Consider the following 16,134-nt stretch of genomic DNA (forward strand, 5'->3'; position numbering starts at 1 on the left):
ACGAAGGGTGCAGGATCAAATCAATCTTTTTATCTGCAAGTTGTTGTAAATCAAAGAGAATCCCCCCCCCCCGCGTTTTTTGAACGGTTGGTATCGGCCCAATAGTCGTCGCTGTCCAAAAAGATCAGGTAATCGCCTTTTGCCGCCCGGATACCGGCGTTGCGGGCATCCGACAGCCCGCCGTTTTCTTTATGAATCACTTTTATATGCGGATATTTGCCTGCATATTCGTCGCAAATTTTCCCGCAGCCGTCCGGCGAACCGTCATCGACCAAAATCATTTCATAATCGGCAAAATTTTCGGCAAGCACGGAATCCACGCAGCAGCGGAGGTATTTTTCCACATTGTAAATAGGGACGATGATGGAGAAAATCATAAATATCAATCCGTTGTATTAAGATGTTTGCGCGTATGCCTCAAACCCGCACCCGCAATGCGTTTGCATCCGCACCTTGCAACTTTATAAAACTTATTGCTTTATCAAGGTATGGAAACCTGTTTCCCGAAAGGCGGCGCAGGATGCCCGTTTCCTGCAACTTTGCCTTATTCCGACATCAGATGTCCCAGCTTGTCTGCTTTGGTTTGGAGATAACGCTCGTTTTCCAGATTTTCCCCGACGTGCAGGGGGATGCGTTCGACCACGTTAATCCCCGCATCTTTAAGCGTTTGGATTTTTTCGGGGTTGTTGGTCAACAGTTTGACTGCATGAATGTCCAAATATTCATAAATATATTGCGCCAAACGGAAATCGCGGGCATCGACGGGCAGCCCGAGTGCCAAATTGGCTTCAACGGTATCCATACCTTGGTCTTGCAGATGATAGGCGCGGATTTTGTTAATCAGCCCGATGCCGCGCCCTTCCTGACGCAGATAGACGATGATGCCGCGCCCTTCCGCCTGAACCGCCTTCATTGCCGCTTCCAGTTGCGGCCCGCAGTCGCATTTTCTCGAGAACAGCGCGTCGCCCGTCAAGCATTCTGAGTGGATGCGCGTCAGAACCGGATTGTCGTCTGAAAAATCACCGACGGTCAGTGCGACGTGTTCCTGCCCGCTTGCTTCTTCAAAGCCGTGCATCGTAAATACGCCCCATTCGGTCGGCAGGCGGCAGGAAGCGACATAGTTTAATAATTCAGACATTTTCATCTCCTTCTGCGGCAGTGATGCCCAAAAGCTGCTTCAAAGGTTCGGACAAAGCCAAGGCAAGAGCCACCCATTCCGCCTGCGCCGCCTCATCCGCACAACCGACTTTTTCAAATTCGACGTGAACCACGCCCAGCACGCCGCCGCTCTCCGTACAAACGGGAATGGAAAGCTGCGCCGCCGAATGCCGGTTGCGTTCGCCGGAAAGCTCTCCTAATTCCAGCCAACGCCCGACATCCGAGGCAATATTCATCCAACCGCTTTGCGCCGAACGGCAGGCAAGCGAAACATCGGCGATATTTCCATCCTGCTCCCATATGTTTTCCAAACCTTCTCCCTGTTGGGACAGGCATACCAGCCGGAGGGCGGCGTTTTCAGACGGCATTAAGGCATAGACCGCCGCACTCCGCACGCCTGTCGAGCGCGAAAACACCGAATCCAAAACCATGAAAAGCCGTTTCAGGCTGTCTTCGCGACCATCATCGCACGGAAGATAATCGGCAAGTTTCCAACCTTCATGATTGCGCCACAAAACCGAACGGTCTATCGAAGCCGTCCCCATATCCATTACCGTCTGCACCGTCAGATACGCCGCCCGAACCTCGTCAAGCGGCAGCTTCAAACCCTGAGTCAGCAGAAAATCCTTAATCAAAGCAGCAGGCATACCCAAATTCCGTCAACAAAAACAAAAAACCGCCGGATTCCGATAGCAGGCGGGCGAAGGGCGGATTTTACCGCCGCCAAGCATAAGCCTCAACTATTACGCCCAAAGCCTTGTGCAATCGGACAAAATCTGTATAATCACCATCCTTATGCGGACGTGGCGAAATTGGTAGACGCACCAGATTTAGGTTCTGGCGCCGAAAGGTATGAGAGTTCGAGTCTCTCCGTCCGCACCATTAACAATAAATAAATCAATTACTTAAAACACATTGGGACAATTTAGGGACGCAAAATACAGGCCACCTGATTTAATCAGGTGGCTTTTTTATCGGGCTTAGATAAATTTAAAACCATATAAATCAGAATCTTGCAATATATTCAAAAACCTCTTGCATTACCGTGAAAACATCGGTTACACGCCAAACAACCTGAAGGAATTGCGCCACAAGTACGGCTTGATGCAAGAGCGGGTTGCCGAGATTACGGGCGTAACTTTGGCGACGGAACAAAAGCGGGAGGTGGCAATGGGTTTGAAAGCGCATTGCGATATGCCGCACACGCATTGGTTGGTTTTGTTGGAATATTTGGGGAATCTTTAAATCGGTTTTGTTTGAATAACATCGGAACAATGCCGTCTGTAAACAAATTTTCTTCAGACGGCTTTTTATTTGCTTTTGGAAATGGTTTGTCGGTGTGTTTTTTGTGTAACTTATATGTGAATGGAAAAGGTGAGAAGAGGGTTGGGCAATGAATGATTTGGTTAGATACGATCCGTTGGAACACGGGCTGCTTGCTGGAGGGTTGAAGAAGTATCGCGACTTTACTGAAAAAGATGCGCGAGAGGCTTCCGATGATTGGGCGTTGACGCGCGGGTTTAAAAATTCTGCATGTTCGGTGCGTATGGCGTGGAATGCTTTTACGCGCGATACAGAGGAACTCAGCCAACTGAAGGCTGAGGATATGGATTATCGGAAGATTCATGAGGGGCATAAGTCTCAGACTCGCAGGGAGCTTGGCGTGGCTTGGCATAAGGGCGAAGGTGTCGGCGCGGTGGACAAGGCGACGATGAGGCTTGGCGGCGGTATTTTGAATATGGGCAGGAAAGCCGCCGAGAAGGCTGTATTGAAGAAAATGGGCGTTGCGGCGGCTAAGGGAATGCCTGAATTTGCGGCTTTGACGGCTAAGGAGTCCGTCAAGGGCGGATTGGGCGGTGCGGCATGGCACGCGGCGGCTTTGCACGAGTTGCGCGACGTGGTGGCACAGTGGAACAGGAAGCATTCGAAGCCTGCCATTAAGTCGGAAAACATTATGGCGGGCGTGAGGAGCCGGCAACGGCGCGTTGCGGGGGCGAAAGACGGTATTTATCTGTCGGACAGGCACTCGGATGCGCGGACGGACGGCGGTTTTGCCTTCGGGCATTGAGGAAATCCCGAACCTGAAAATGGTTCGAGCTTTTTTTAGGCGGTTGAATGCCGCCGATACGGTTGGTTTAATGGGTGTGTTTTTAACTTGTTGGAGTGGTTATGGCTAATACGCTTTATGATACTTCCCGCCAGATGTTCTTGGAGGGGCAGTTGAACCGGGCGGATGATACGGTCAAGGTCGCTTTGGTGGATACCAATGCTTATACGCCGAATGTGGCGACGCATAAGCATACCGACGATAAACATACAAACAACCTCATTTCAATGGATATATATCAGTATATGGTAAACGGTTTTTCTTCAGGCGTTACTATCGGCGCATCAGCCGGCACTGCAGTTGTCAGTATCAAGTCGGTCAAGTCTTCTTCATCTTATTATTTCATTTGACTTTTTCATTTATCAACCTTAATTTCCGAGCAGTACGGAATTTTGCGAATCCTACATTATGTAACGGATCGGGTACAAAACCTGATAAAAAATATAGTGGATTAACAAAAATCAGGACAAGGCGACGAAGCCGCAGACAGTACGAATAGTACGGCAAGGAGAGGCAACGCCGTACTGGTTTTTGTTAATCCACTATACATGCCGTCTGAAGCTGTTGCAGACAAAGGGGATGATGTCCGACTTTGGTCGGCGGTTCGGTTTCAGACGGCATTGCGTTATTTTTCGACGGGCAGCCCGAAATGCAGGTAGGTGCGTTCGGTCGCCATCCTGCCGCGCGGGGTGCGTTGCAAAAAGCCTTGTTGGATGAGGTAGGGTTCGATAACGTCTTCGATGGTGTCGGTAGATTCGCCGATGGCGGCGGCAACATTATCCAAACCAACGGGGCCGCCGCCGAATTTGTGCAAAACGGCTTCGAGAAATTTCCTGTCCATCACGTCCAGCCCCTGCACGTCCACGTCCAGCATACTTAAAGCGGCATCGGCTATGCCGCCGTCGATTGTGCCGTTGTTTTTCACGTCGGCGAAATCGCGCACGCGGCGCAACAGGCGGTTGGCGATGCGCGGCGTGCCCCGGCTGCGTTTGGCGATTTCTTCCGCGCCTTCTTCGGACATATCGAGCTGCAACAGTTGTGCCGAACGGCTGACGATGGTGGCAAGGTCGCGGTTTTCGTAAAACTCAAGGCGGGAGACGATGCCAAAGCGGTCGCGCAACGGGTTGGTCAGCATACCGGCGCGAGTGGTCGCGCCGACGAGGGTGAAGGGCGGCAGGTCGATTTTGACGGAACGGGCGGCGGGCCCTTCGCCTATCATAATGTCGAGCCGGTAGTCTTCGAGCGCGGGATAGAGGATTTCTTCGACAACAGGGCTGAGGCGGTGGATTTCGTCGATGAACAATACATCGTGCGGATCAAGGTTGGTCAGAAGGGCGGCAAGGTCGCCTGCGCGCTCAAGGACGGGGCCGCTGGTTTGGCGCAGGTTGACGCCCAGCTCTTTGGCGATGATGTGTGCCAATGTGGTTTTGCCCAGTCCGGGCGGGCCGAAGAGCAGGGTGTGGTCTAGGGCTTCGCCGCGTTTTTTGGCGGCTTGGATGAAGATGGCGAGCTGTTCTTTGGCTTTGTCTTGCCCGATATAGTCGTCCAGCGTTTTAGGACGCAGGGCGCGTTCGAGCAACTCTTCTTGTGAGGAGATGCTTTGGGCGGTAATGATGCGCTGGGGCTGGGCGGCGGTTAGGTTGTCGGTTTGCAGCATAGTGTTCCCTTTGTCGGGTATGCCGTCTGAACGGTCGGCGGCGTTTCAGACGGCATTGAAAAGATAACGGTCAAAAGCGTTTTATCCGCGCGTTTCGCGCCAAACGAGGTAATCGCGCAGGGGCGGCATGGGCGGATTGATGCAGTGTGGGCAGATGCCGGTGGTGTCTTCGTCGTCGCTGTCGATGTGATAGGCGTTGGGGTCGAAGCGGACTTGCTGCATTACCGCCTGCGCCAATGCCTGCGCTTGAACGACGTCGAAGGTGAATTTTTCGAGGATTTCGTTCAATAGGCGGATTTCGCCATCGCTAAATTCCGAGCTGTGTTTGAGAATGAGGCGTTGGTAATCTTCATTGTTGATTTTAGACAATAAATCGGTTTGTAGGGTCATGATTTTATGTTGGGAACGGAATGGCTGAAGAGTGAATTATAGCGGATATGGCAGCAGCTGTTGCAAAGCTTGGATTGGGTATCGTCCTCAAAATTCTCAAAGTAGCCATATTGTGCGTTTTAATGTTTTTCCGTCTTTTCTTGCTCCTTCCGAAACGCTTTTTGCAATGGGGTAATTTCTGTCAGCCGCGCACGATCGATTTCTTCGGCGATAAGGTGCACTTTCCCCTGCGCGCGGCATTCGGCGGCGATTTTGCCCGAATCCACTTGATTGGCGACTTCGAGTAAGGCGAGCCAGTGCGCGCGTTGCGGGTAGGGCGTGTGTTCGCGGTTCAGACGGCCTTGCGTATCGGCAATGCAGACATTTAAGGCAGCGGAGAAGCGTTCGGGGCGTCTGAAAGCGTCGGTTTTTTTCAAAACGTTCAGAATGGTTCGGCTTTTAAGCTGTCCGACTTGGTGGAAAATAATGTGCCAACGGCAAACCAATTCGGCAAGCTCGGCGCAATATTTCGGCGCACGCAGCCGCTGATTGACTTCGCGCACGGGTTTGACGCCGTTGATGTCGTGTCCGTGGTGGCGCGGCAGGATGTCGGGCGGCGTTTTGGCTTTGCCTAAGTCGTGCAGCAGGGCGGCGTAGCGTTCGGGTAACGTCAGACCCATATCGGCGGCGCGTTGCAACGTCATCAGGGTATGGATACCGCTGTCGATTTCGGGATGATAGTCGGCTCGTTGCGGCACGCCGAAGAGGGCATCGACTTCGGGCAGCAAGACTTTGAGCGCGCCGCATTCGCGCAACACTTCAATCATCCTACGGGGATTTTTCTCCATCAAACCTTTCGCCAATTCCTGCCAGACGCGTTCGGCGACTAAAGCGTTCGCTTCGCCGTTTTCCACCATTTTCCGCATCAGCTTTATGGTTTCTTCGGCGATTTCAAAGCCGTAGCGCGCGGCAAAGCGGGCAGTGCGCAGGATGCGGACGGGGTCTTCGACGAAGGCAGGGGAAACGTGGCGCAAAATGCCTGCCTTTAAATCCTGTTGTCCGCCGAAAGGGTCGATGATGAGGCCGTCTGAATTCTGCGCCATTGCGTTGATGGTCAGGTCACGGCGCATCAAGTCCTGCTCCAGCGTAACATCTTTGTCGGCGTGGAAACTGAAACCGGCATAGCCCTTGGCGGTTTTGCGTTCGGTGCGGGCGAGGGCGTATTCTTCGTGCGTTTCGGGATGAAGGAACACGGGAAAGTCTTTGCCAACAGGCTGGAAGCCTTGCGCCAGCATGGTTTGTGCGTCTGCGCCGACGACCACCCAATCGCGGTCTTTGACGGGCAAGCCCAAAAGATAATCGCGGACGGCACCGCCGACGAGATAAGTCTGCATATGCTTCCTATTTTAAAGTTATCAATAATGCCGTCTGAAGAGGCTTCAGACGGCATTGTTTCAACCGGAGGGTATTTTGTGCGTTTATGCTACGCCTTTTTTCTCCAAGTAACTTTCGTAATCGCCCAAGTAGTGTTCATATCCGCCTTTGCCGTCCAATTCGATGATTTGGGTAGCCAGTGAAGATACAAACTGACGGTCGTGCGAGACGAAAATCAGCGTGCCGTTGTATTTTTCCAGCGCCATGTTCAAGGATTCGATGCTTTCCATGTCCATGTGGTTGGTCGGTTCGTCCATGACCAAGACATTGGGTTTCAGCAGCAACAGTTTGCCGTAAAGCATACGGCCTTTTTCGCCGCCGGAGAGGACTTTCACTTTTTTTACCACGTCGTTGCTGCCGAAGAGCAAACGCCCCAAAGTGCCGCGGATGACTTGTTCGTCGTCGCCTTCCTGCCCCCATTGGCGCATCCATTCGCTCAGGTCCATATCGACGTCGAAGTCGTTTTCATGGTCTTGCGGATAGTAGCCGACGCTGGCTTTTTCCGCCCATTTAATGCTGCCTTCGTCCGGCAACAGGCCGTCTGAATATTCAGGGTTGTAGGCGCCGGCGAGGAGTTTCAGTAGGGTGGATTTGCCTGCGCCGTTCGGGCCGATGATGGCAAGGCGTTGGCCTGCTTCAAGGATGAAGTTCAGGTTTTTAAACAACTGGGTTTCAAAACGTTTGGCCAGTTTTTCAACTTCCACTGCCTGACGGTGCAACTTGGCTTTTTCGTCGGCTTCAAAACGGATATATGGGTTTTGACGGGTAGAAGGTTTGACTTCGACCATTTCCGATTTGATTTTGTCTGCCTGTTTCAGACGGCTGGTTGCCTGACGGGCTTTGGATTTATTGGCAGAGAAGCGGGCGACGAACTCTTGCAGCTCTTGCAGTTTCTCTTTGGCTTTGGCGTTGTCTTTCAGGGCGCGCTCACGCGATTGGGCGGAAGCGAGCATGTAGTCGTCGTAGTTGCCCGGGTAGATGGTGATGGTGTTGTAGTCCAAATCCGCCATGTGGGTGCAGACTTCATTCAAAAAGTGACGGTCGTGCGAGATGATAATCATGGTGGAGTCGTATTGGTTCAACACGCCTTCCAGCCAGCGGATGGTATTGATGTCCAAGTTGTTGGTCGGTTCGTCCAAGAGCAATACATCCGGCTTGGAGAACAGAGCTTGCGCCAGCAATACGCGCAGCTTGAAGCCAGGGGCGACTTCCGCCATTTTCGCATTGTGCAAATCTTCGGAAATGCCCACGCCGCTCAACAGTTCGGCGGCGCGCGCTTCGGCGGTGTAACCGTCGTATTCGGCGAACTTGGCTTCCAGTTCGGCGGCTTTCATGTAGTCGTCTTCAGTGGCTTCGGGATTGGCGTAAATTGCATCGCGTTCGGTCATCGCCGCCCACATTTCGGTATGCCCCATCATCACCACGTCCAGCACGCGCATGTCTTCGTAGGCAAACTGGTCTTGGCGCAGCTTACCCAAACGCACGCCGTTTTCAATCGCGACTTCGCCGGCCGTCTGTTCCAAATCGCCGCCGAGGATTTTCATGAAGGTGGATTTGCCCGAACCGTTCGCGCCAATCAGGCCGTAGCGGTTGCCTTCTCCGAATTTGACGGATACGTTTTCAAACAGCGGCTTTGCGCCGAACTGCATGGTAATGCCGTTGGTAGAAATCATTACTGGTAAAACCTTATATTGGAAAGAGATTAATTTTTCAAATTTTCGGATTGTAACATAAGCGCACTGCCGTCTGAAACAGACGGGCAAATTTTCAGACACTTATAGTAAAATATCGGTTTTATTATTTCAGGCAAAAGGTTTCCAAATGATAGTCCTTCATGGCATCCCAAATTGCGATACGGTCAAAAAAGCTAAAAGCTGGCTTGCCGAATATGGTATGGAATTTGAATTTCGAGACTTCAAAAAACAGATGCCGTCTGAAGCGGAAATCTGCTCGTGGCTGGAACAAGTGCCTTTAGAAACCCTGCTCAACAAACGCGGGACAAGCTGGCGCAAACTCGATGCCGAAACACAGCAAAAAGCCCTGTTCTCTATAGCGGAAGCCGTCAAACTGATGTCCGAAATGCCGAGCCTGATCAAGCGTCCCGTATTGGAATTTGGCGGCAGGGTTTACGTCGGCTTCAGCGAAGAATCCTACGACGGCATCTTCAACCGGCAAGCCCCGTGCAGACAGGGATAAAAACCGTTACAATACCCGACTTGAATTTCCCGTTCCCATTCTATATCCCGATTTAAAATATGTTCCATTCCATCGAAAAATACAGAACGCCCGCCCAAGTCCTTTTGGGGCTGATTGCATTAACCTTCGTCGGCTTCGGGGTCAGCACGGTGTCCCATCCGGGCGCCGACTACATCGTCCAAGTGGGCGACGAAAAAATCAGCGAGCAGTCGATTAATATCGCCATGCAAAACGAACAGGCGGGCGGCGGCAGCCCTTCGCGTGATGCCGTATTCCAATCCCTGCTGCAACGCGCCTATCTGAAACAAGGTGCAAAACTGATGGGTATTTCCGTTTCTCAGGAACAAATCAAACAGATTATTGTAGATGATCCTAATTTTCACGATGCAGGCGGCAAATTCAGCCATGCCCTTTTGAGCCAGTACCTTTCGCAACGCCATATGTCGGAAGACCAGTTCGTCGAGGAAATCCGTAACCAATTCGCATTGCAGAATTTGGTAAACCTTGTTCAAAACGGTGTCTTGGTCAGCGATGCCCAGGCGGAGCAACTGGTCAAACTGACCCAGGTCAACCGTACCATCCGTTCGCATACTTTTAACCCCGACGAGTTCATCGCCCAAGTCAAAGTGTCTGAAGCCGATTTGCAGAAATTTTATAATGCAAACAAAAAAGACTACCTGCTTCCTCAAGCGGTCAAATTGGAATATGTCGCATTGAATCTGAAGGATTTTGCAGACAAACAGACCGTCAGCGAAACAGAAGTGAAAAATGCGTTTGAAGAGCGCGTGGCGCGTTTACCGGCAAATGAAGCCAAACCTTCTTTCGAGCAGGAAAAAGCCGCCGTCGAAAACGAATTGAAAATGAAAAAGGCGGTTGCCGACTTCAATAAGGCAAAAGAAAAGCTGGGCGATGACGCGTTCAACCATCCTTCATCGCTTGACGAAGCCGCCAAAAACAGCGGTTTGAAAGTGGAAACTCAAGATACGTGGTTGAGCAGGCAGGACGCGCAAATGTCCGGACTGCCCGAAAATGTGATCAATGCCGTATTCAGCGACGACGTATTGAAGAAAAAACACAATTCCGAAGTATTATCTATCAATAATGAAACCGCATGGGTCGTCCGTGCCAAAGAAGTCCGCGAAGAGAAAACCCTGCCGTTTGCCGAAGCCAAAGACGCGGTGCGTCAGGCTTATATCCGCGCCGAAGCCGCCAAACTTGCCGAAAACAAGGCAAAAGACGTGCTTACCCAACTGAACGGCGGCAAGGCGGCCGATGTGAAATGGTCGGAAGTGTCCGTTTTGGGTGCGCAGCAGGCTCGGCAGTCTATGCCGCCCGAAGCTTATGCGGAACTGCTGAAAGCAAAACCGGCAAACGGCAAACCCGCCTATGTCAGGCTGACCGGCCTGCCTGCACCCGTGATTGTCGAAGTACAGGCAGTCACGCCGCCCGATGATGCCGCCGCGCGCATCCCGCCTGCGAAACAGGCTTTGGCGCAACAGCAGTCTGCCAATACCTTCGACTTGCTGATACGTTATTTCAACGGCAAAATCAAACAGACCAAAGGTGCCCAGTCTGTTGGCGGAAATGACGGGCAGTAATTTCCGGTTTTCTATATTCGATATAACGGTCGGAATATTCCGACCGTTTTCCCATATGGCGGAGTATGATGAATTCCAAAAAGCAAGATGCCTTCCAAAGGCTGATCGGTGCGCTGAAAGTATTGCCCAACGTCGGGCCGAAATCGGCACAGCGGATGGCGTACCATCTGTTGCAGCACAAGCGCAAAGAGGCTGAAGAGCTGGTGGATGCCTTGCAGACGGCATTGAGACAGGTTCACCATTGCGCGATGTGCAACACGTTTTGCGAAGGCAGATTGTGCGATATTTGTGCCGATGAAACACGCGACGGGCGGCGGCTGATGGTGGTGCATATGCCTGCCGACGTGTCAAATATGGAAGCGGCAAACTGCCACGACGGGCTGTATTTCGTCCTGATGGGGCAAATCAATACGGCACTGGGAATGGACGTATCGGCCATCGCATTGGACAGGCTGGCGCAACGGCTGGGCGGCGGGGAAGTCGAAGAAATCATTATTGCAACCGCTTTTACCGCAGAAGGCAATGCGACGGCGTATGTCCTGTCCGAGTTTTTCAAAAACCTGCCTTACAAAGTCAGCAGGCTGTCGCAGGGCATCCCCTTGGGCGGCGAATTGGAATATGTCGATGCGGGAACGCTGGCGCAGGCGGTGTACGAACGCCGCCTGATTAAAGAAGGCGGGGCGTAACGCCGCCAATGCAAAATGCCGTCTGAAGCCTTCAGACGGCATTTTTCCGGGCGGTTTACTTGCAGTTGAGCCCTTGAATCTGCAACGCGCCTCCGTTGCCGACTTTGAACACGCACTGCGTCGCGCTGCTGCCGGAAACGGTAATGCTGCCGCTGCCGCCGTTCAGGCTGACGGGTTCCTTAACGCCCATACCGACTGCTGTTGCCGCCAGCTTTTGCGCGTCGGCTTCGGAATAAGGCGTGTTGTTGGCATCGATTTTGATTTCTCTGGCGTAGGCAGCCGCAGCGGCGGATAAGGCGATGGCGCACAAAGCAAAAGCAGTTCGGATATTCATTGTTTTCCTCAAGAAACGGTTTTTCTGAAAGAAAGGATAGGGCAGTTTGACGCGTTGTGCAAGTTTTCCGCCCGCTCTGCCGCCCCGTCCCCCGCATTCGGGCGTTCGGACGCTGCCGGGGTTTTACGGTACAATAAACTTTTGCCGCCGCCCCAAACCGCCGTCCGGGGCGGCACGTTTGCAGACATTTTTAAGGTAGCGTTATGTTTTCTCTAGAGGCTTGGATAGGCTTGAGGTATCTCAGGGCGAAAAAGCGCAACGGCTTTATGTCGTTTATCACGATGGTTTCGATTGCCGGAATCGACTTGGGCGTAACCGCGCTGATTGTCGTCTTGTCGGTTATGAACGGCTTTCAGAAAGAAATACGCGGGCAGCTCCTGAATGTCGCGCCGCACGCCGAAATCGGCTATATCGACAATACGGATACGGATTGGCGCAACCTGCTTCGGTTTACCGAAAACCGCAAAGGTATTTTGGCTGCCGCGCCCTATGTTTCCAATCAGGCATTGCTGGCAAACGCGGGCGAAATCAGGGGCGTGCAGATACGCGGCATTTTGCCGTCTGAAGAGCGCAAAGTGGTGGAATACGGCGACAAAATGCCGGCAGGCAAGTTTGAAGACCTGATTCCGGGCGAGTTTGACATTATCCTCGGTGTCGGCTTGGCGGAGGCTTTGGGTGCGGAAGTCGGCAATAAAGTTACCGTCATCACGCCGGAGGGTAACGTTACCCCCGCCGGAGTCGTGCCGCGCCTGAAACAGTTTACCGTGGTCGGTCTGGTTAAGACGGGCGTTTACGAAGTGGACAATTCATTGGCAATGACGCATATCCAAGACGCGCGCGTACTGTACCGCTTGGATAAAGAAGTTGCGGGGCTGCGGCTGAAACTCGCCGACCCGCAAAACGCCCCCGCCTTGACGGCAACACTGATTCCGGAGGCGCAAAGGGACACAGTCTGGGTACGTGATTGGACGTTCAGCAACCGAAGCTATTTTGAGGCGGTCGAGTTGGAAAAACGGATGATGTTCATCATCCTGACGCTGATTATCGCTGTGGCGGCGTTCAACCTTGTCTCTTCCTTGGTGATGGCGGTTACGGAAAAGCAGGCGGACATTGCGATTTTGCGGACTTTGGGTCTTTCCCCTGCCGGCGTGATGAAGATTTTTATGGTGCAGGGCGCGTTTTCAGGCTTTTTCGGCACGCTGGCGGGTGTGGTCTGCGGCGTGCTTTTGGGTTGGAACGTCGGCAGGGTCGTAGCGTTTTTTGAAAACCTGCTCGGTGTCCACCTCATCAATTCGCAGGTTTATTTTATCGACTACCTGCCCAGCGATGTCGATATGGGCGACGTTGCCCTGATTGCCTGCATTTCCCTGGGTTTGTCTTTCGTGGCGACGCTCTACCCGAGCTGGCGCGCGTCAAAAACCCAACCGGCGGAGGCTTTGCGTTATGAGTGAGTTGATTTTGAAATGCGAAGGCGTGGGCAAACGCTACCGTGACGGCGGTTTGGACGTTCGGGTGCTGCACGGCTTGGATTTGGAAATCCGTGCCGGAGAAAGTACCGGCATCGTCGGCTCTTCGGGCAGCGGAAAATCGACCCTGCTGCATATTTTGGGCGGTCTGGATATGCCGTCTGAAGGCAGGGTGCTGCTGATGGGCGAGGATTTGCGTGCCTTAAACCAGCGTCAACTGGGCATCCTGCGCAACCGCCACCTCGGTTTCGTGTACCAGTTCCACCATCTTCTGCCTGAATTTTCGGCACTGGAAAACGTGATGATGCCGCTTCTGATCGGCAAGAAAAAACGGGAAGAGGCGGCAGAAACGGCAATGGCGATGCTGGAAAAGGTCGGACTGAAGCACCGTTCGGCGCACCGTGCGGGCGAACTTTCAGGCGGTGAGCGGCAGCGTGCCGCCATTGCGCGCGCCTTGGTTACGCAACCCAAATGCCTGCTTGCCGACGAGCCGACCGGCAACCTCGACCGGGCAAACGCAAGGAATGTTCTGGATATGATGCTGGAACTGAAAACGGAATTGGGAACGGGTTTGGTTGTCGTAACGCACGACGACGAACTTGCCTGCCGCTTCGGGCGCGTTATGGAGATGAAAGACGGCAGCCTGCACCCCAAGCAGGGCGCAAACGCCTAAACACCCGAAACAACACCGCGCCGTCTGAAGCCCCGCGCCTTCAGACGGCATTTCGACAAGGAATACGATGGAGCGGCAGACAGATGAATTTGCCCAAGCGGCAGCAAGGGCAGCAATCCGTTTTTTGGAACGCTACGCGGGTTCAGGCAGCGAAGTGCTTGCCAACTGCACCGAACGCCTGTTTCAGGCATTGCAAAACGGTCATTCGTTTATCCGTTTGAGCGGTGGCGAGGCTGACGCGCTGTCGGCACTCGAACCCGTAGTCGGACGATCCGCATCACCCTTAATTTTAGAAGGCAGAAGGCTGTTTTTGGGCAGGATGTGGCAGTTGGAATACGATTTGGCGGTCGAGATAAAACGCTTGGCGGCAGCCGGCACGTCCGCCCCCCACGCGGCAGGCGCGAGGCAAAACCTTGCAAAATGGTTTCAAGGCACGGGCAGCGAAGGACAGCGCGATGCCGCCGCCTTGGCACTGTTGCAGCCGTTTATGGTGATTACCGGCGGCCCCGGGACGGGCAAAACGACAACGGTTGCCAAACTGCTGGCGCTGATTTGTGGCGAAGACGAAAATCTTCCCAACATCGCGCTTGCCGCACCGACAGGCAAAGCAGCGGCACATATGGCGCGCGCGCTGCACCGTGCAATCAACGGTTTTGACGCGCCGGAGGCCGTCCGCCGCCATTTGCTCAAACTGGAAGGGCAAACCGTCCACCGACTGCTGAAGCTGAGCCCGCCCAAAATGCAGGCGGCGTTCGACCATATCCGTCCGCTGCCGTTCGACGTGCTGATTGTCGATGAAGCCTCCATGTTGGATACCGCATTGATGCTGCAACTTTTGAAAGCGGTCAAAACCGGCGCGCGCGTGATTCTGCTGGGGGATGAAAACCAGCTTCCGTCCGTCGGAATCGGGGCCGTGCTGTCCGTCCTGTCGCAAAAAACCGTTTTGGACGGAGAAACGCACCAAAGGCTGGCCGGCTTCCTTCCGGAACACGGTTTCAGCGTCAGCGCAAATCCGCCCGTGCTGGCGCAAAACACCGCCCATCTGTCGTTCAGCCACCGCTTCGGCGACAACAGCGGCATCGGCTGCCTTGCCCGTGCCGCCGTATCGGGCGATGAAGGGGCGTGGGCATTGTTTGACCGGTTTCCGGATGAACTGGAACATTCGGAATGCAGTCCGAACACTCGAGTCGAAAGGTTGTACCGGACGCACAAAGCCTATTGGCAGGCGGTAAAAGACGGCAATATCGAAGCCGCATACGCAAGCATCTCGGATATCGTGGTTCTGGCAGCTTGGCGGCAGGATGCGGAAAACTTCAACGAAGCCTATTGCAGCCATGTACGCCGCAAAATGAACATACCCGAACATCAGGCCTATTTCGCCGGAGAGCCGATTATGATCAGGCAAAACGACTATGCACTCGAGTTGTTCAACGGAGACGTCGGACTGATTATGGATGATGCCCAAAGGCCGGGCAGCCTGTCCGCCTATTTTCCCGATACGGACGGGTTTAAAAAGGTTGCAGTCAGCTGCCTTCCGGATTTTGAACCTGCTTTCGCCATGACCGTCCATAAAAGCCAAGGTTCGGAGTATCGGGAAGTCTGGCTGCTGCCGCCCTCCGCCGTACCTTCGGACGAAGGGGACGACGCGCTTTCAGGCTTGAGCAGGGGACTGCTTTACACCGCCATTACCCGCGCGAGGGAAAAGTTCGTATTCTTCGGCGGGGAAAAAACCTTCCGGCAAGCCGCCGCCACCGTCAAAACGCGTCAGACGGCATTGGGCAGTATGCTTGAGCGGGTATTTTCACAAGGATAATCCGGCCGGCGGCGCGGGTGTTCCGATGCCTGCCTCCGGAAGCGCGCCACCCTTTATGCCTTTTTCAAACGGTATAGGAAAGTGGTTTCCCGAGTTCGGGCAAAAGCCAGCGGATCGTCTAGGTCGGCAGCTTTTTTGTGAACCGGTTTGGTTTTCAAAACATCCGTAACGCGCAAACCTGCCTGAGCAAATGCCTTTTCCAAAAAGTCGGTAGGGCGCAGGTGCAGATGTTCGGCAAGGTCGGAAATAATCAGGCGGATTTCTCCGTCGGGGTTCAGATGTTTCGGCGCATCACGCAAAAACGCAGCCAGCATCGCAGATTCGGGGTCGTATAACGCGGATTCGACGGCGGAAGTCGGCTTGGCGGGAAGCCAGGGAGGATTGCAGACGATTAAATCGGCAAACCCTTCGGGAAACAGATCGGTTTCGCGGATTTCAACCTGTTTTTCAAAACCCAAACGGGCAATATTGGCACGGGCGCAGGCAACCGCCCTCGGATTGGTATCCGTGCCGATGACGGAAGGAATGCCCTGTTTCGCCAAAATGGCGGCAAGCACGCCGGAGCCCGTCCCGATATCGAATGCCGTCTGAAAACCCGTTGACGGCGCATGGGCAAGCAGGTCGAGGTATTCGCCGCGCAACG

16 protein-coding genes, 1 tRNA gene and 3 pseudogenes are annotated in these 16,134 nt (G+C 53.6%); 11 read left to right on the plus strand and 9 right to left on the minus strand.

Annotation, left to right across the window (positions count from 1 at the left end; all coding sequences use genetic code 11):
- The 3 genes and pseudogenes from Q9J32_RS09490 to Q9J32_RS09500 all read right to left on the minus strand — a co-directional run.
- Window positions 1–377: pseudogene (locus Q9J32_RS09490) on the minus strand (glycosyltransferase family 2 protein); the annotation flags it as partial.
- A gap of 167 nt (window positions 378–544) precedes the next feature.
- A complete protein-coding gene (ribA, locus tag Q9J32_RS09495; protein WP_301884891.1) occupies window positions 545–1,138 on the minus strand; it encodes a GTP cyclohydrolase II in 594 nt (197 codons plus the stop codon).
- Window positions 1,131–1,805, minus strand: coding sequence for a hypothetical protein (locus Q9J32_RS09500; protein ID WP_301884894.1), 675 nt, complete (start codon window positions 1,803–1,805; stop codon window positions 1,131–1,133). The genes ribA and Q9J32_RS09500 overlap by 8 nt, the downstream gene beginning before the upstream one ends.
- A gap of 150 nt (window positions 1,806–1,955) precedes the next feature.
- On the opposite strand from Q9J32_RS09500, the gene Q9J32_RS09505 reads away from it, so the two are divergent.
- The 5 genes and pseudogenes from Q9J32_RS09505 to Q9J32_RS10230 form a co-directional block, all read left to right on the plus strand.
- A tRNA-Leu gene (locus Q9J32_RS09505) sits at window positions 1,956–2,040 on the plus strand.
- Window positions 2,041–2,193: 153 nt separating this feature from the next.
- Entirely contained in the window at window positions 2,194–2,403 is a 210-nt protein-coding gene (locus Q9J32_RS09510; protein WP_301673322.1) for a helix-turn-helix domain-containing protein, read from the plus strand.
- A gap of 148 nt (window positions 2,404–2,551) precedes the next feature.
- Window positions 2,552–3,037, plus strand: a pseudogene (locus tag Q9J32_RS09515) (hypothetical protein); the annotation flags it as partial.
- Between the two features lie 290 nt (window positions 3,038–3,327).
- Window positions 3,328–3,615, plus strand: a complete 288-nt coding sequence (locus Q9J32_RS09520) for a hypothetical protein (protein ID WP_301884895.1) — start codon at window positions 3,328–3,330, stop codon at window positions 3,613–3,615.
- A 100-nt stretch (window positions 3,616–3,715) separates the two neighbouring features.
- Window positions 3,716–3,828, plus strand: a pseudogene (locus tag Q9J32_RS10230) (IS5/IS1182 family transposase); the annotation flags it as partial.
- 62 nt (window positions 3,829–3,890) lie between these two features.
- Here Q9J32_RS10230 and ruvB read toward each other — a convergent pair.
- The 4 genes from ruvB to Q9J32_RS09540 form a co-directional block, all read right to left on the minus strand.
- Window positions 3,891–4,922, minus strand: coding sequence for a Holliday junction branch migration DNA helicase RuvB (gene ruvB / locus Q9J32_RS09525; protein ID WP_301884896.1), 1,032 nt, complete (start codon window positions 4,920–4,922; stop codon window positions 3,891–3,893).
- An 81-nt stretch (window positions 4,923–5,003) separates the two neighbouring features.
- Window positions 5,004–5,312: a hypothetical protein gene (locus Q9J32_RS09530; protein ID WP_101122971.1), complete on the minus strand. Its 309-nt coding sequence runs from the start codon at window positions 5,310–5,312 to the stop codon at window positions 5,004–5,006.
- Between the two features lie 119 nt (window positions 5,313–5,431).
- Window positions 5,432–6,685 carry a multifunctional CCA addition/repair protein gene (locus tag Q9J32_RS09535; protein ID WP_301884897.1) on the minus strand — a complete coding sequence of 418 codons (1,254 nt, stop codon included), beginning with the start codon at window positions 6,683–6,685 and terminating at the stop codon, window positions 5,432–5,434.
- Between the two features lie 84 nt (window positions 6,686–6,769).
- Window positions 6,770–8,398: an ABC-F family ATPase gene (locus tag Q9J32_RS09540; RefSeq protein ID WP_002260424.1), complete on the minus strand. Its 1,629-nt coding sequence runs from the start codon at window positions 8,396–8,398 to the stop codon at window positions 6,770–6,772.
- A 148-nt stretch (window positions 8,399–8,546) separates the two neighbouring features.
- Between Q9J32_RS09540 and Q9J32_RS09545 the strand changes: the two genes are divergently transcribed.
- The 3 genes from Q9J32_RS09545 to recR all read left to right on the plus strand — a co-directional run bounded on the left by Q9J32_RS09545 (window position 8,547) and on the right by recR (window position 11,205).
- Window positions 8,547–8,921 (plus strand): arsenate reductase, encoded by a 375-nt coding sequence (locus Q9J32_RS09545; protein ID WP_301884899.1) that lies wholly within the window; start codon window positions 8,547–8,549, stop codon window positions 8,919–8,921.
- A gap of 59 nt (window positions 8,922–8,980) precedes the next feature.
- Window positions 8,981–10,519, plus strand: a complete 1,539-nt coding sequence (locus Q9J32_RS09550) for a SurA N-terminal domain-containing protein (RefSeq protein WP_301884900.1) — start codon at window positions 8,981–8,983, stop codon at window positions 10,517–10,519.
- 68 nt (window positions 10,520–10,587) lie between these two features.
- Complete coding sequence (gene recR / locus Q9J32_RS09555; protein WP_301884934.1) at window positions 10,588–11,205, plus strand: recombination mediator RecR; 618 nt, start codon at window positions 10,588–10,590, stop codon at window positions 11,203–11,205.
- A 55-nt stretch (window positions 11,206–11,260) separates the two neighbouring features.
- Here the strand turns inward: recR and Q9J32_RS09560 are convergent, their stop codons facing one another.
- Entirely contained in the window at window positions 11,261–11,539 is a 279-nt protein-coding gene (locus tag Q9J32_RS09560; protein ID WP_301884902.1) for a hypothetical protein, read from the minus strand.
- Window positions 11,540–11,742: 203 nt separating this feature from the next.
- On the opposite strand from Q9J32_RS09560, the gene Q9J32_RS09565 reads away from it, so the two are divergent.
- The 3 genes from Q9J32_RS09565 (at window position 11,743) to recD (ending at window position 15,491) form a co-directional block, all read left to right on the plus strand.
- Window positions 11,743–12,990, plus strand: a complete 1,248-nt coding sequence (locus tag Q9J32_RS09565) for a lipoprotein-releasing ABC transporter permease subunit (RefSeq protein WP_301884903.1) — start codon at window positions 11,743–11,745, stop codon at window positions 12,988–12,990.
- Window positions 12,983–13,678 (plus strand): lipoprotein-releasing ABC transporter ATP-binding protein LolD, encoded by a 696-nt coding sequence (gene lolD / locus Q9J32_RS09570; RefSeq protein WP_301884904.1) that lies wholly within the window; start codon window positions 12,983–12,985, stop codon window positions 13,676–13,678. The genes Q9J32_RS09565 and lolD overlap by 8 nt, the downstream gene beginning before the upstream one ends.
- Window positions 13,679–13,745: 67 nt before the next feature.
- A complete protein-coding gene (recD, locus tag Q9J32_RS09575; RefSeq protein WP_301884905.1) occupies window positions 13,746–15,491 on the plus strand; it encodes an exodeoxyribonuclease V subunit alpha in 1,746 nt (581 codons plus the stop codon).
- Between the two features lie 53 nt (window positions 15,492–15,544).
- Here the strand turns inward: recD and Q9J32_RS09580 are convergent.
- A partial coding sequence (locus Q9J32_RS09580) for a methyltransferase (protein ID WP_304675424.1) occupies window positions 15,545–16,134 on the minus strand: 590 nt, incomplete at its 5' end.

The sequence above is a fragment of the Neisseria uirgultaei genome (genome assembly GCF_962719845.1).
In the GTDB taxonomy this organism is placed as follows: domain Bacteria; phylum Pseudomonadota; class Gammaproteobacteria; order Burkholderiales; family Neisseriaceae; genus Neisseria; species Neisseria bergeri.

What these genes read in the sequence shown, in the direction of transcription:
- ribA (WP_301884891.1), bottom strand. Translation starts at nt 1,138, where the DNA reads ATGTCTGAATTATTAAACTATGTCGCTTCCTGCCGCCTGCCGACCGAA.
- Q9J32_RS09500 (WP_301884894.1), bottom strand. Translation starts at nt 1,805, where the DNA reads ATGCCTGCTGCTTTGATTAAGGATTTTCTGCTGACTCAGGGTTTGAAG.
- Q9J32_RS09520 (WP_301884895.1), top strand. Translation starts at nt 3,328, where the DNA reads ATGGCTAATACGCTTTATGATACTTCCCGCCAGATGTTCTTGGAGGGG.
- ruvB (WP_301884896.1), bottom strand. Translation starts at nt 4,922, where the DNA reads ATGCTGCAAACCGACAACCTAACCGCCGCCCAGCCCCAGCGCATCATT.
- Q9J32_RS09530 (WP_101122971.1), bottom strand. Translation starts at nt 5,312, where the DNA reads ATGACCCTACAAACCGATTTATTGTCTAAAATCAACAATGAAGATTAC.
- Q9J32_RS09535 (WP_301884897.1), bottom strand. Translation starts at nt 6,685, where the DNA reads ATGCAGACTTATCTCGTCGGCGGTGCCGTCCGCGATTATCTTTTGGGC.
- Q9J32_RS09540 (WP_002260424.1), bottom strand. Translation starts at nt 8,398, where the DNA reads ATGATTTCTACCAACGGCATTACCATGCAGTTCGGCGCAAAGCCGCTG.
- Q9J32_RS09545 (WP_301884899.1), top strand. Translation starts at nt 8,547, where the DNA reads ATGATAGTCCTTCATGGCATCCCAAATTGCGATACGGTCAAAAAAGCT.
- Q9J32_RS09550 (WP_301884900.1), top strand. Translation starts at nt 8,981, where the DNA reads ATGTTCCATTCCATCGAAAAATACAGAACGCCCGCCCAAGTCCTTTTG.
- recR (WP_301884934.1), top strand. Translation starts at nt 10,588, where the DNA reads ATGAATTCCAAAAAGCAAGATGCCTTCCAAAGGCTGATCGGTGCGCTG.
- Q9J32_RS09560 (WP_301884902.1), bottom strand. Translation starts at nt 11,539, where the DNA reads ATGAATATCCGAACTGCTTTTGCTTTGTGCGCCATCGCCTTATCCGCC.
- Q9J32_RS09565 (WP_301884903.1), top strand. Translation starts at nt 11,743, where the DNA reads ATGTTTTCTCTAGAGGCTTGGATAGGCTTGAGGTATCTCAGGGCGAAA.
- lolD (WP_301884904.1), top strand. Translation starts at nt 12,983, where the DNA reads ATGAGTGAGTTGATTTTGAAATGCGAAGGCGTGGGCAAACGCTACCGT.
- recD (WP_301884905.1), top strand. Translation starts at nt 13,746, where the DNA reads ATGGAGCGGCAGACAGATGAATTTGCCCAAGCGGCAGCAAGGGCAGCA.